This is a genomic window from Thermophagus xiamenensis (assembly GCF_900112795.1).
GTDB classification, from domain to species: Bacteria; Bacteroidota; Bacteroidia; order Bacteroidales; family Marinilabiliaceae; genus Thermophagus; species Thermophagus xiamenensis.
In genome coordinates this window covers 108,194-122,140 of the sequence record NZ_FONA01000001.1, presented here as the reverse complement: position 1 = coordinate 122,140, position 13,947 = coordinate 108,194, and the positions used below count along the sequence as shown (strand labels likewise).

The following is a 13,947-nucleotide window of genomic DNA, read 5'->3' as shown; positions in this document are numbered from 1 at the left end:
CACTAGTCACTAAAGACTGTTGACTAATGACTAACCACTTCTTCTGCCTTTGTCTTTCATCGTATAATTTTGTTTAAGCCCACTAAATCAGAAACCATCTGTTTCAGGCATGGATTGAGGGACCCTCAACAATAAACAAGTCTTCTTTCTGCTATTTGTATTCATCCCAGCTTTTGATGGGAATATCTTTGATGTCCTTTTTACAAAACGCGTAGATAAAGGCACTGGCCAGTCGTGCATTGGTAATTAACGGGATGTTAAAATCAACCGCACCACGCCGTATTCGGTAACCGTTTTTAAGTTCACCCTTAGTAAGGTTTTTAGGAATGTTAATAACCAGATCAATCTTCTTTTCGCGGATATAATCCATGGTGTTGGGTTTCATATCCGGTTGGTCGGGCCAGTGTAGCAGTGTTGATTTTATGCCGTTTTCTTTGAAAAATTTATGGGTGCCGGCAGTAGCATAGATATTAAATCCTTTTTCCATCAGAAGCCGTGCACTTTGTAATAATTCTACTTTGCTTCTTAATGGTCCGGATGAAATGAGAATGTTTTTTTCTGGGATTTTGTATCCAACGGCAAGCATAGCTTCAAGTACGGCATCATAATAATTGTCGCCAATGCATCCAACTTCACCGGTCGAAGCCATATCGACGCCTAGAACAGGGTCGGCATTAATCAAACGGGCGAATGAAAACTGTGGAGCTTTTATCCCTACGTAATCCAGTTCAAACAAGCTTCTGGCAGGTCGCTCAACAGGTAATCCCAGCATCACTTTGGTGGCCATGTCAATTAGGTTTATTTTTAGGACTTTTGAAACAAATGGAAAACTGCGCGAAGCTCTTAAGTTACATTCTATTACTTTTATGTCATTATCCTTGGCCAGTAACTGCATGTTGAAAGGTCCTGAAATATTCAGTGCACCGGCTATTTGGCGGGCTATTCGTTTAACACGACGAATAGTCTCGATATAGAGTTTTTGCGGTGGGAAAACAATAGTGGCATCGCCAGAATGAACCCCGGCAAATTCAATATGCTCTGATATTGCATAGGCAATCATTTCTCCGTTTTGTGCCACCGCATCAATTTCAATTTCTTTGGCTTGTTCAATAAATTCCGATACCACTACCGGATATTGTTTCGATACTTTGGCTGCCAGTTCCAGGAAGTGCTCCAGTTCTTCTTCGTTCGAAACCACATTCATGGCTGCACCGGATAGAACATAAGAGGGCCGAACCAATACGGGATAACCCACTTTATCAATGAATTTGTAAATGTCTTCGATGGTGGTAAGTTCGCTCCATCTGGGCTGGTCTATATTTAAGCTGTCGAGGAGGGAAGAGAACTTTTTTCGGTTTTCAGCCCGGTCGATATCTTTGGGTGAAGTACCTAAAATGGGAACGTTGTTTCGGAACAAACGCATAGCCAGGTTGTTGGGGATTTGCCCTCCTACCGATACGATGACCCCTTTGGGGTTCTCAAGCTCGCAGATATCTAATACCCGTTCAAGGGTTAACTCGTCAAAGAAGAGACGGTGACAAACGTCATAATCGGTACTTACCGTTTCGGGGTTATAGTTGATCATTACCGACCGGTAGTTTTGCTGATTAATGGTGTCAATGGCGTTCACACTACACCAGTCAAATTCTACACTCGACCCAATTCGGTAAGCCCCCGATCCTAACACTATTACAGATTTTTCATCTTGTTCGAAGGTAATATCATGGTATTCCCCATTATAAGTCAAATAAAGATAGTTGATTTGGGCAGGGAATTCGCCGGCCATAGTGTCAATTTGTTTGACTACCGGAAGAATGTTCCTCTTTTTTCTGTACTCTCTAACCTTTAAAAGGTTTTCTTCCATTTCGCTGTCCTGGGGCTGAAGCACTATGCGAGCTATCTGGAAGTCCGAAAATCCTGCTTGCTTGGCTCTTTTAAGTAGCGAATCGGGTATCGATTCAATAGAATCATATCCCGATAATTCTTCTTTAAGGTCAGTGATGTTCTTTAATTTGTCTAAAAACCATTTATCTATTTTCGTTAGGTCGTGAATCTCATCAATGGAATAACCTTTTTGAAGAGCTTCCGATATAGCAAAAATACGTTGATCGGTTGGTTCAGCAAGTTCTTTGGCCAGGTCAATATCTTTTAACGGATGGTTGGCAACAAAACCATGCATGCCTTGACCAACCATACGAAGTCCTTTTTGTACTGCCTCTTCAAAAGTGCGACCAATGGCCATAATTTCACCAACACTTTTCATGCTGGAGCCAATTTGCTTGGAAACGCCTGTAAATTTGTTTAAGTCCCAGCGTGGAATTTTACAAACTATATAATCAAGTGCGGGTTCAAAAAAGGCAGGGGTAGTCTTGGTAACAGAATTTTTAAGTTCGAATAATCCATATCCTAAGCCCAGTTTTGCAGCAACAAAGGCCAATGGATAGCCTGTTGCCTTAGAGGCAAGGGCACTGGAACGTGATAACCGGGCATTAACCTCAATAACTCTGTAATCTTCTGAATTGGGATCTAATGCGTATTGAACATTACATTCACCCACAACGCCAATATGTCGGATGATTTTAATGGCCAGCTCACGTAATTTGTGATATTCTGAATTGGTAAGTGTTTGAGAGGGAGCTACCACAATACTTTCGCCGGTATGTATGCCCAGGGGATCAAAGTTTTCCATATTACATACCGTGATACAATTGTCATAACTGTCACGTACCACTTCGTATTCCACTTCTTTCCATCCCTTGAGCGATTCTTCTACTAATATTTGATTGGAATAAGAAAGTGCATTGTTGGCCCTCTTGATCAATTCTTCTTCATTTGAACAGAAACCACTACCCATGCCACCCAGTGTGTAGGCCGCCCGAATGATGATGGGATATCCCATTTTTTTTGCGGCGGCCACTGCATCTTCTACCGAAGTTACTGCAACGCTTTTGGGGGTTTTGACATTGATTTCTGCCAATTTTCCCGCAAATATTTCCCTGTCTTCTGTGTCGATAATTGCCTGGATGGGGGTTCCCAAAACTTCTACGTTGTATTTTTCAAGAATTCCTTGTTGGTAGAGTTGGATGCCGCAGTTGAGGGCGGTCTGACCGCCAAAGGCCAACAGGATACCATCAGGCTTTTCTTTTTTGATAACCTGTTCCACAAAATAAGGTGTGACAGGAAGGAAATATATTTTGTTGGCTATTTTTTCTGATGTTTGTACGGTTGCAATATTGGGGTTGATAAGGATGGTTTCAATCCCTTCTTCTTTGAGGGCTTTTAATGCTTGTGAACCGGAATAGTCAAACTCGCCTGCTTCTCCTATTTTTAAAGCTCCCGAACCCAGAATAACCGCTTTTTTTATTTCCTTTTTCATCAGTATAAAATTTTTCTATGTTATTGGTCTGATGGAACTCGCATGACTTAATGTTTATGTCTGTTTTGTTGTGACAAACCTTCTGAGTCATACTCGTTTCATTGATTTGTTTGTATTTCGGAAAGAATGGTGTTTCTGCCCTTTTGGGGATACAAAGGTATATTATTCTTCATTAATATCCATATAAGAAATGTATAAAATTGCATAAATATTAATTGTGGGAAAAGGAATTGTTGTTCTTTGAAATCCCTTGTGTTTTGAACGGAGTGCTTTTTATAGTTTTTTGTTTTTTGATAAAAAATACAAAAAATGAGGTGTTGTTTTGGATATTTATAAAATATGAATAAATTTGCAGTAGTTTTGAATATTTATTCTTGTGGTGCGGTTGGATGTTTGCTGTTGCTGTTTTCTGAGGATTAATGCAATGTTGGTATTCCATAAAAATATTTAGAATGAGAGAAATTTTTAAGAAGAATGCTTATTGTTCATAAATGATATGAGAATAAAAACCCAGAGATTAAATCTAATCAGGCAATTGATCTCAAAACATAAAGTAGGTAGTCAGGAAGAGTTGCTAAACTTGCTTGAAGCAGAGGGGTTTTCAACTACTCAGGCTACGCTTTCCCGTGATTTAAAGGCTCTTAAAGTGGCCAAACGACCTGATGTAGAGGGAGGATACGCATATGTATTGCCAGAAGATGAGGATTCGGGTGGAGACCAAAGTAATGAAGATGTATTCCCCGTTAATGGTCTGGAATCTATAGAATTTTCGGGCAACATGGCTGTTATGAAAACGCGTCCCGGCTTTGCCAATAGCATTGCCTCGATTATTGACAGCCAGGCGCCTTTCGAAATTATTGGAACTATTGCCGGTGATGATACAATTCTGTTGATTTGTAAAGAAGGCGTTTCTCGACCTGATGTTCTGAATGCATTATCGGCATTTATGCCTGGAATTAAAAAAAAGTTGTTGTGATGATATAGGCTAATTCCATATGCCTATGTTGGTGTTTGTTGTTTTTCTTTGTGAAGGTTTGCTGAATGATTTCTTAAGACAAGAACCATTAGGTTGTTGTTTTGAAATCCAAAACTTAATTTTCTGTTAATGATTAAAGAAAATAATAATATAAAGATACAAATAGCGTCGGATGAGCATTTGCCATATGTAGATATTATTCTGTCTACTATAGAACAAGCCGCTAAAGTGCGCGGAACAGGAATTGCCAGAAGAAATCCTGATTACATCCGAAACAAAATAAAAGAAGGCAAGGCTATTATTGCCCTTAGTGGTGACGAATTTGCCGGATTTTGTTATATCGAATCATGGGGACATGAGAAGTTTGTCGCTAACTCGGGACTTATTGTAGCAGAGAAATTCCGGGGTCAAGGGCTCGCCAAACGTATTAAACGAATGGCTTTCGAACTCTCCAGAAAAAGATATCCCAATGCTAAGATATTTGGTCTTACCACCGGTTTGGCCGTTATGAAAATTAATTCCGAGTTGGGGTATAAACCTGTTACCTTTTCGGAATTAACTGACGATGAGGAGTTCTGGAAAGGGTGTCAGAGTTGCGTTAATTACGATATATTGATGCGAACCAATCGAAAGCACTGCCTTTGCACCGGGATGCTTTTCGACCCGGCTAAAGATAATAAACCCGAACCCTTGCCCCCTAAGCGATTGAACGTTTATGGACGATGGTTGCGATTTAAGCAATTTGTGTTCCTAAAAGCAAATGGTAACAGCAAAAACAAGAATAATAAGAATAAGAGAAATTTGTTGAAAAGCTTGTTCGCCGCTTTGTTCACTTAATTTTTTATACCGATGAAACGAGAATAACCAAGTTGGTTGCTCACAATTTATTAGGCAGAAGTGCACAGGCAGAAGGCAGAAGAAGTGATTAGTCATTAGTCAACAAGTGGTTAGTGTTCAATAACTAATGACTATCGACTAACCACTAATGACTACTTTCAAGAAGCAATATATCAATGAAGTATGTAAAATTTATACGGATGAAACGATCATGACGATGAGAGATTTTCACAAACGAGAATGTATAAAACTCTATGTCATGCGAGTTCCATCCGACCAATGATTTAAGTAAATATTATACGGATGAATAAAAAAGTAGTACTAGCCTTTAGTGGTGGATTAGATACATCATTTTGTGTCAAATACCTAAAAGAAGAGAAGGGACTTGACGTCTATTCAGCTATAGCCAATACCGGAGGTTTTGGTGAAGATGAGCTTAAGGAAATTGAAAATGGTGCCAAACAACTGGGCGTTACCGAACATGTGACCCTCGACGTAACGAATTTATATTATCGTAACTGTATTCGCTACATGATATATGGGAATGTGCTTAAAAATAATACCTATCCGTTGTCGGTTTCTTCTGAGCGGATATTTCAGGCTATGGCCATTGTTGATTATGCCAGAAAAATTGGTGCTCAGTATATTGCGCATGGGAGTACCGGTGCCGGTAACGACCAGATACGGTTTGATTTAACATTTCAGATTTTGGCGCCTGAAATTGAGATATTAACTCCGATTCGCGACCTTACATTATCTCGCGAGGAAGAAATTGAATACCTCAAAAAAAGAGGTATTCAAAAAGATTGGACTAAGTTAGCTTATTCCATTAATCAGGGGTTATGGGGTACCAGCATAGGTGGAAAGGAAACTCTTACTACCGACCAGGCATTACCTGAAGAGGCCTATCCTAAACAACTAAAAAAAGAGGGTTCCGAAGAACTTGTCCTTACCTTTGAAAAAGGTGAACTTAAGGCTGTTAACGGACAGGTATTCCCAAATCCTGTTGATGCCATTAGAAAGGTAGAGGCCATTGGTGCCGATTATGCCATTGGGAGAGATATTCATGTGGGGGATACTATTATTGGAATTAAAGGTCGTGTAGGTTTTGAAGCTGCCGCCCCTCTGATGATTATTAAAGCCCACCATTTGCTGGAAAAACATACGTTGACCAAATGGCAAATGTACTGGAAAGAACAACTGGCCAACTGGTATGGGATGCTCTTGCACGAAGCACAGTATCTTGAACCTGTTATGAGGGATATTGAAGTTTTCCTGGAACATTCACAGGCAAATGTTTCAGGTGACGTTATTCTTAAACTTCATCCTTATCGATTCGAAACTGTTGGTATCCGTTCTCAACATGACCTGATGAATAGTGGTTTTGGCGATTACGGTGAAATGAATAAAGAGTGGGATGGCAATGATGTTAAAGGTTTTACCAAGTTAATGAGTAATTACCTTAAGGTTTTTAATAAGGTAAACGGTTTTGATGTGGAAACTGGTAATAACAATGGATAATTTCTGGCATAATGTTTAACTGATGGTGTTTTTATAAAACGAATTTTTAAGGTTTAATGATGATTAAAGTAGGTATAATTGGAGGGGCAGGATATACCGCCGGCGAACTGATACGTATCTTGTTGAGACATCCTATAGCTCGAATAGAGTGGGTACATAGCTCCAGCAATGCCGGAAATGAGGTTTCCGAAGTTCATACCGATTTGGTTGGGGAATGTGACTTGAAATTTACTAATCAAATGGATTTCGGTCGGGTTGATGTTATTTTCCTTTGTATGGGGCACGGGAAATCGGAAACTTTTATGAACAGTCATCAGTTGCCTGCAAATTTGAAAGTTATTGATTTAAGTAATGATTTTAGGTTGAATAGAGTGAATAATGACTTTGTTTATGGTTTGCCGGAATATAATAAACCTAAAATTAGAGGGTGTCGCTATCTGGCCAATCCTGGCTGTTTTGCCACAGCTATTCAGCTGGCTTTGTTGCCCCTGGCGGTTAGCCATCTGCTTAATGAAATTCATGTTCATGCCATAACGGGATCTACCGGAGCAGGTCAAGCGCCATCACCTACCACCCATTTTAGTTGGCGAAATGGTAATGTGTCGGTTTACAAAGCTTTTGGACATCAGCATTTGAATGAAATAGTAGAAACCATGACCGATTTGATGCCCGAATTTGATAAACCTTTCAACTTTGTGCCGATGAGAGGTAATTTTTCGAGAGGGATTCTGGCTTCTGTTTATATGGATTGTCAATTGCAAGAAAGTGAGGCTGTTGAATTGTTTGATAAATTTTATGCCACACATCCCTTTGTTACCATATCGCGCAGGCCTGTGGATGTGAAACAAGTAGTTAATACCAATAAATGTTTGTTGCATATTAAAAAATATGGTGGTAAACTTCATATTGTAAGTGTTATCGATAATCTTACGAAGGGAGCATCTGGTCAGGCTGTTCAAAATATGAATTTAATGTTTGGTTTGGAAGAACCGGAAGGGCTGAATCTGAAGCCAGTGGCTTTTTGAGATAGAAAAGGGTTGTTTTTTACGGTTTAAATTTAGGTGTTCATTTTTTATTCCCACATTTCTTCCGGTTGTTTTGTCGCTGTCTTTAGGAAAAGGACAGCGACAACTCCGAACCACCCAACATTTTCCTGGCCAACCATATGATTGGAATTGCTTTGAGGTACCCAAAATTTGATGATTTCTAAATATTATGGATAGTGGGCTTGGATTGAGAGGATAAATATGTTGATTATAATTTGTTAGGAATTAAAAAAAAATTGATATGAAGTTGTTCGATGTTTATCCGTTAATGGATGTTGTCCCGGTTTCGGCGAATGGTTGCTATATTACTGATAAGAATGGGGTTAGGTATTTGGATCTATATGGTGGGCATGCAGTTATTTCAATTGGTCATTCACATCCCCATTACATCCGACGGATAAAAGAACAACTGGATAATATAGGTTTTTATTCCAATTCGGTAGTTAATCCGTTACAGCAAGAACTTGCCCAAAAGTTGGGAGAATTGTCGGGGTTGGAGCAGTATAATCTATTTCTTTGCAATAGTGGCGCCGAAGCAAACGAAAATGCCTTAAAGGTAGCCTCTTTTGTTACTGGGAAAAAACGTGTAGTGGCATTTTCGAAGGCATTTCACGGACGTACTTCAGCAGCCGTGGGAGTGACCGATAATGAGACTATACGTTCTGCATTGAATAATGACCATGATGTAACGTTTCTTCCGCTTAATGATACAGAAGCTGTTAAGCGTGAATTGGAAAAAGGGGATGTGTGTGCGGTAATCATTGAAGGGATTCAGGGTATTGGAGGAATTAATATTCCGGAAGATGTTTTTTTACAGGATCTCCAAAGACTTTGCAGAAAGTATGATTGCAAACTTATTCTGGATGAAATACAATCGGGTTATGGCCGAAGCGGTCGCTTTTTTGCCTTTCAGGAAGCTAATATACAACCAGATATAGTAACCACAGCCAAAGGAATGGCCAATGGCTTCCCCATTGGTGGCGTTTTAATTCATCCTGACATTAAACCCTGGTACGGAATGTTAGGATCTACTTTCGGCGGTAATTACCTGGCATGTGCTGCTGCTTTGGCAGTGCTGGAAGTCATTGATGCCGAATCCCTAATTGCCAATGCTGCTGCTACCGGGAATTTTCTCTTGTCTGAGTTAAGAAAAATTAATGGAATTAAAGCGGTAAGAGGGCGTGGACTGATGATTGGATTAGAGTTTGAATCACCTGTAAAACCTTTGCGGGAAAAGCTTTTAAAAGAAAAGCATATTTTTACCGGTGTTTCTTCTTCCAACATCATCCGGCTTTTGCCACCGTTGAGGTTGACCATTGATGAGGCCATGATCTTTCTGCAGGCTCTCAAGAGTCTTTTGGCTCCTTAAACCCCAAAATTATGATTAATTCATACTGGAATGAACAATGGAAGGAGATCCCCTTTGAAAAAGGTGCTTTAAGAAAACGTTATGCTATTTCCAATTACGGGAGGGTCGTTAGCTTTTGTGCTGATGACATGAGTGATGCCGTCTTAGTAAAGGGAGGGGTTATAAAAGGTTATAAGACGCTGCCTCTAAGGCCTTTTGGCCGATCTCGTACTTTTTATATTCATAAATTGGTTGCAGAGCAATTTCTTGAAAAGAAAGAGGAAAACCAGAAGTATGTTATCCATTTGGATTATAATAAGTGCAATAATTACGTGGAAAATTTGGCGTGGGCTAATAAAACAGAGATGTTTGAGCACCAACAAAAAAATCCAAATGTGGTCGATGGCCGGAAAAAACTTAAGACCCGACGTAGAGGAGAGGGAAGTAAATTAACCGATACACAGGTAATGTTACTGAAAAAACGAATTACCGATCCGAATCGAAAAACTAAATTAAAAATTATTGCTCGACAATTTGGAATCAGTGAAATCCAATTACATCGCATTAAAAGAGGTGAAAACTGGGGGCACATTAAAGTTGACAATATTCAAATCAACGATGAAAAAACTAATATAGATGATTAATAAAATTGCAATTATAGGTGGCGGAAATCTGGGTACTGCTATTGCCAAAGGTTTGGTTAATGCCCGTGAACCCTATCGCGGAGAATTGGTTGTTACCAGACGAAGAGTTCATCTTATTAAGCACCTTGAAGCCAATGGCATTAAAGTTATCAAAAACAATGCTGAAGCCGTTCACAATGCTGATTTGGTTATTCTTGCTGTAAAACCTTTTCAATTAAAAGATATATTAACTGAAATTTCTTCAGCCATCCGGCCCGATGCAATATTGATATCATTGGCTGCCGGTGTCGATTCCAAAACTATTGCCGAAATGTGTCCCGGGCAAAAAGCTATTTTCAGAGTTATGCCCAATACGGCAATTTCAATTGGAGAGTCTATGACCTGTATCTCTTCATTTAATGCCACGGCCGAGCAAGATCAAACCATTCGTGAATTATTCGAGACGGTTGGTGTCGTTCAATTTATTCCTGAAGAATTAATGTCGGCGGCTACAGTTCTTGCAGCTTGTGGAATAGCTTACGCTTTGAGGTTTATTCGTGCAGCCACTCAGGGAGGGGTTGAAATTGGTTTTGGTTCTGATTTGGCTTTGAAGATTGCAGCACAGACTGTAAAAGGGGCTTCTGAACTTATCATCAGGGGTCAATCACACCCTGAGGCAGAGATCGATAAAGTGACTACCCCAAGAGGAATTACCATTTCAGGACTCAATGAAATGGAACATCAAGGATTTAGTTCTGCCTTGATAAAAGGGTTGGTTACCTCTTTTGAGAAAATAGAAAACGGATCCAGGAAAAAGTGAAAAACAGAAAGTTGAATATTAGATCGATAACCATAAAGGTCGGTTCCAATGTGCTAACAAAAGATGATGGGTCATTGGATATTTGCCGAATAGAACATTTGACCCGTCAGATAGGTTGGTTACATAAGCAGGGTATTCGTGTTGTTTTGGTTTCTTCCGGTGCTATTGCTGCCGGCCGAAAAATAGTAAAAGATGCCGCTGCCAAAGAGCCCGTGTCGCAAAGACAATTGCTGTCGGCGGTAGGACAGGTAAAACTGGTCAATATTTATTCCAGTTTCTTCGAAAAACAAAATATTACCTGTGCCCAGGTATTGGTTACAAAACAGGATTTTAGTTCTCGGGAGCATTACTTAAATATGAAAAATTGCTTTTCAGTACTCCTCGATAATAATATTATTCCTGTTGTGAATGAAAATGATGCTGTCTCGGTTACGGCATTGATGTTTACCGATAATGATGAATTGGCCGGGTTAGTGGCATCTATGATGGATACCGATGCCTTATTTATTTTGACCAATGTTGACGGAATTTATAGCGGTGTCCCCGGACAAGAAGGTGCTGAATTGATCCCTGAAATAAAAGAAGGTAGAGACGACCCTAAAGATTTCATTTTGCATACTAAAAGCGATTTTGGAAGAGGTGGAATGCTAACTAAATGCCGTGTAGCTCAAAAAACTGCTGCATCCGGAATCGCTGTTTTTATTGCCAACGGTATGCGCGACAATATTATTATTGATTTGGTTGAGCAGACAAAAGATGTACCTCATACATGGTTTATTCCTAACGGCAGAAGACCAGCTATTAAAAAGTGGATGGCTTATGCCGACGGATTCGCCAAGGCCGAAGTGGTGATTAATCGAGGGGCCAGAGATGCTCTTACTGGGCCCAAAGCCCGAAGTCTTTTGTTAGTTGGAGTGGTAGCGTTTAAAGATGATTTTAAAAAGGGCGACCTGCTGCGTATCAAAGATGAAGAAGGACAACTTATTGGCATTGGAAGGGCCCAATATGATCGTGCTGTGGCTATGAAACATTTGACGGATGAGAAATACAAACCATTGGTTCATTACGATTATTTGTTTATTTATCCCAATGTTTATAAGCTTTGAATAAATCAGTTGTTTAACTGTTATTAAAGTATTTAAAATGACCAATCTGGAGCAATTTAAAAAGGCAGCCGAAGCTACCAAAACAATGGTAAGGCTGAGCAATGATCTTATTAAAAGGGTTTTGCTGGATTTGGCTGATGAAATGGTGGCACGAAGCGCATTGATTTTAAGTGCCAATAAGAAAGATTTGGAACGCATGGATGAATCCGACCCCAGATATGACAGGCTTAAACTGACACCTGAGAGAATTGAAAATATTGCTGCCGATATGCGTTCGGTGGCCGATATGAAGTCCCCTGTAGGTGAAATATTGGAAGAGCGGTCAATGCCTTCCGGGCTCCGTCTTAAAAAAGTAAGTGTTCCGATTGGTGTTGTTGGTGTCATTTATGAAGCCCGGCCTAATGTTACCTTTGATGTTTTTTCTCTCTGTTTTAAATCGGGTAATGTCTCGGTGCTTAAAGGTGGACAAGATGCATGGAATTCAAACCAGGCGGCTGTTGGTATCATCAGAGAGTGTTTAGCCGCTCATGCTGTCTCATGTGATGTGGTACAACTGTTGCCACCCGACAGAGAGGCTGCCCGCGAACTTATGCATGCCGAGGGGTTGGTGGATATATTGATTCCCAGGGGGTCTCAGGGACTTATCGCTACTGTTCGCCAAGGTGCCAAAATTCCTGTCATTGAAACAGGTGCCGGAATTGTCCATACTTATTTCGATGCTTCCGGGGACCTTCATAAGGGTAAAGCCATTGTGTTTAATGCAAAAACCAGACGACCGGCCGTTTGTAATGCTCTTGACTGTTTAATTGTCCACCGGGATCGATTAGACGATTTACCTGAATTGATGGCTGCGATGGCTATGAAAAAAGTAGTAATTGAAGCGGATGAGCCTGCTTTGGAACGCCTGAAAGGGCATTACCCTTCCGAATTGTTGCAAAAAGCCAATACTGAATCTTTCGGAACTGAGTTTTTGTCTTTACGCATGGCTATTAAAACAGTTAAGGATTTGGACGAGGCATTGACTCATATCAATCATTATAGCTCTAAGCATAGTGAGGCTATAATTGCTGAAGATAAAAATGTTATTGATAGATTTTTAAATGAGGTTGATGCAGCAGCTGTTTATGCCAATACTTCTACCGCATTTACCGACGGCGCACAATTTGGATTGGGTGCAGAAATCGGTATTAGTACGCAAAAACTTCATGCCAGAGGCCCTATGGGGTTAAAAGAACTTACTAGCTATAAATGGATCGTGGAGAGTGATGGGGCTATTCGCCCATAATTCTCACTGAAGTATTTTTTTACAGTTTTATAGAAATAAATTGAATATGAAGAGATTTTTGACGCCTTCCGATTTGGGAGATATCAATAAGGCCTTGAAAGAGGCTGCAGAAATAAAGAACAATCCTAACGCTTTTCAACATCTTGGGAAAAACAAAACGGCGGTTCTGATCTTTTTCAATTCCAGCCTGCGTACCCGGTTGAGTACTCAAAAAGCTGCCCTCAACCTGGGAATGAATGTAATTGTGCTTGACATCAATAAGGAAAGCTGGAAATTGGAAACTGAATTTGGGGTGGTGATGGATGGTGATAAACCCGAACATATTAGAGAAGCGGTGCCGGTTATTGGTCAATATTGCGATATTATTGGGGTTCGTTCATTTGCTAAGTTTGAAAATAAAGAGGACGATTATAGTGAAAAATTGTTGAACCAGTTTATTGAATATTCCGGACGTCCTGTGATAAGTATGGAATCAGCAACGCGTCATCCACTGCAAGCTTTTGCTGACCTTATAACTATTGAAGAACATAAAAAAGTGGAACGCCCTAAGGTGGTTCTTACATGGGCACCACATCCCCGAGCCCTTCCTCAGGCCGTACCCAATTCATTTGTGGAGTGGATGAAAGTGGCTAATGTTGAGCTCACCGTTACTCATCCCCAAGGGTATGAACTGGCTCCTGAATTTATGGATGGAGTTAAAGTTGAGTACGACCAGCTTAAAGCCTTTGAAGGGGCCGATTTTATCTATGCTAAAAATTGGGCCAGTTTTAAAGATTATGGTAAAGTGCTTACCACCGATAGGAGCTGGACGGTAGATGAAAGAAAAATGGCTGTTACCAATAATGCCAAATTTATGCACTGCTTGCCGGTGCGTAGAAATATGATTGTAACTGATGGTGTCCTTGATAGCCCCAACTCTATCGTTGTTGAAGAGGCCGCTAACAGGGTGGTGTCGGCACAAACTGTTCTGAAACGTATGTTAGAAGCTCTCTGATTCTACAATCTGTCA

11 protein-coding genes are annotated in these 13,947 nt (G+C 40.2%); 10 read left to right on the top strand and 1 reads right to left on the bottom strand.

The annotated features are described in order from the left end of the window. Nucleotides 1-151 precede the first annotated feature (151 nt). Nucleotides 152-3,376, bottom strand: coding sequence for a carbamoyl-phosphate synthase (glutamine-hydrolyzing) large subunit (carB, locus tag BM130_RS00465; RefSeq protein WP_010527246.1), 3,225 nt, complete (start codon nt 3,374-3,376; stop codon nt 152-154). A gap of 496 nt (nt 3,377-3,872) precedes the next feature. On the opposite strand from carB, the gene argR reads away from it, so the two are divergent. The 10 genes from argR to BM130_RS00410 all read left to right on the top strand — a co-directional run bounded on the left by argR (nt 3,873) and on the right by BM130_RS00410 (nt 13,932). After that, nucleotides 3,873-4,352, top strand: a complete 480-nt coding sequence (gene argR / locus BM130_RS00455) for an arginine repressor (protein ID WP_010527248.1) — start codon at nt 3,873-3,875, stop codon at nt 4,350-4,352. Nucleotides 4,353-4,481: 129 nt separating this feature from the next. Continuing rightward, on the top strand, nt 4,482-5,189 hold the full coding sequence (locus BM130_RS00450) for a GNAT family N-acetyltransferase (RefSeq protein WP_010527249.1): 708 nt from the start codon (nt 4,482-4,484) through the stop codon (nt 5,187-5,189). Nucleotides 5,190-5,492: 303 nt separating this feature from the next. After that, nucleotides 5,493-6,710: an argininosuccinate synthase gene (locus tag BM130_RS00445; protein ID WP_010527250.1), complete on the top strand. Its 1,218-nt coding sequence runs from the start codon at nt 5,493-5,495 to the stop codon at nt 6,708-6,710. 56 nt (nt 6,711-6,766) lie between these two features. Then, entirely contained in the window at nt 6,767-7,735 is a 969-nt protein-coding gene (gene argC, locus BM130_RS00440) for an N-acetyl-gamma-glutamyl-phosphate reductase (RefSeq protein WP_237706115.1), read from the top strand. 262 nt (nt 7,736-7,997) lie between these two features. Then, nucleotides 7,998-9,125 (top strand): aspartate aminotransferase family protein, encoded by a 1,128-nt coding sequence (locus BM130_RS00435; RefSeq protein ID WP_010527252.1) that lies wholly within the window; start codon nt 7,998-8,000, stop codon nt 9,123-9,125. An 11-nt stretch (nt 9,126-9,136) separates the two neighbouring features. Then, nucleotides 9,137-9,748, top strand: a complete 612-nt coding sequence (locus tag BM130_RS00430; protein ID WP_010527253.1) for an NUMOD4 domain-containing protein — start codon at nt 9,137-9,139, stop codon at nt 9,746-9,748. Next, nucleotides 9,741-10,547, top strand: a complete 807-nt coding sequence (gene proC, locus BM130_RS00425; RefSeq protein ID WP_010527254.1) for a pyrroline-5-carboxylate reductase — start codon at nt 9,741-9,743, stop codon at nt 10,545-10,547. Before BM130_RS00430 ends, proC begins: the two co-directional genes overlap by 8 nt. Further along, nucleotides 10,544-11,653, top strand: a complete 1,110-nt coding sequence (proB, locus tag BM130_RS00420; protein WP_010527255.1) for a glutamate 5-kinase — start codon at nt 10,544-10,546, stop codon at nt 11,651-11,653. Before proC ends, proB begins: the two co-directional genes overlap by 4 nt. 37 nt (nt 11,654-11,690) lie before the next feature. Further along, nucleotides 11,691-12,938, top strand: coding sequence for a glutamate-5-semialdehyde dehydrogenase (locus BM130_RS00415; RefSeq protein ID WP_010527256.1), 1,248 nt, complete (start codon nt 11,691-11,693; stop codon nt 12,936-12,938). A gap of 46 nt (nt 12,939-12,984) precedes the next feature. Continuing rightward, entirely contained in the window at nt 12,985-13,932 is a 948-nt protein-coding gene (locus BM130_RS00410) for an N-acetylornithine carbamoyltransferase (protein ID WP_010527257.1), read from the top strand. The last annotated feature ends 15 nt before the right edge of the window (nt 13,933-13,947 follow it).

Bases quoted from the DNA above. Each gene is read 5' to 3' on its own strand.
- carB (WP_010527246.1), bottom strand. From the start codon at position 3,376: ATGAAAAAGGAAATAAAAAAAGCGGTTATTCTGGGTTCGGGAGCTTTA.
- argR (WP_010527248.1), top strand. From the start codon at position 3,873: ATGAGAATAAAAACCCAGAGATTAAATCTAATCAGGCAATTGATCTCA.
- BM130_RS00450 (WP_010527249.1), top strand. From the start codon at position 4,482: ATGATTAAAGAAAATAATAATATAAAGATACAAATAGCGTCGGATGAG.
- BM130_RS00445 (WP_010527250.1), top strand. From the start codon at position 5,493: ATGAATAAAAAAGTAGTACTAGCCTTTAGTGGTGGATTAGATACATCA.
- argC (WP_237706115.1), top strand. From the start codon at position 6,767: ATGATGATTAAAGTAGGTATAATTGGAGGGGCAGGATATACCGCCGGC.
- BM130_RS00435 (WP_010527252.1), top strand. From the start codon at position 7,998: ATGAAGTTGTTCGATGTTTATCCGTTAATGGATGTTGTCCCGGTTTCG.
- BM130_RS00430 (WP_010527253.1), top strand. From the start codon at position 9,137: ATGATTAATTCATACTGGAATGAACAATGGAAGGAGATCCCCTTTGAA.
- proC (WP_010527254.1), top strand. From the start codon at position 9,741: ATGATTAATAAAATTGCAATTATAGGTGGCGGAAATCTGGGTACTGCT.
- BM130_RS00415 (WP_010527256.1), top strand. From the start codon at position 11,691: ATGACCAATCTGGAGCAATTTAAAAAGGCAGCCGAAGCTACCAAAACA.
- BM130_RS00410 (WP_010527257.1), top strand. From the start codon at position 12,985: ATGAAGAGATTTTTGACGCCTTCCGATTTGGGAGATATCAATAAGGCC.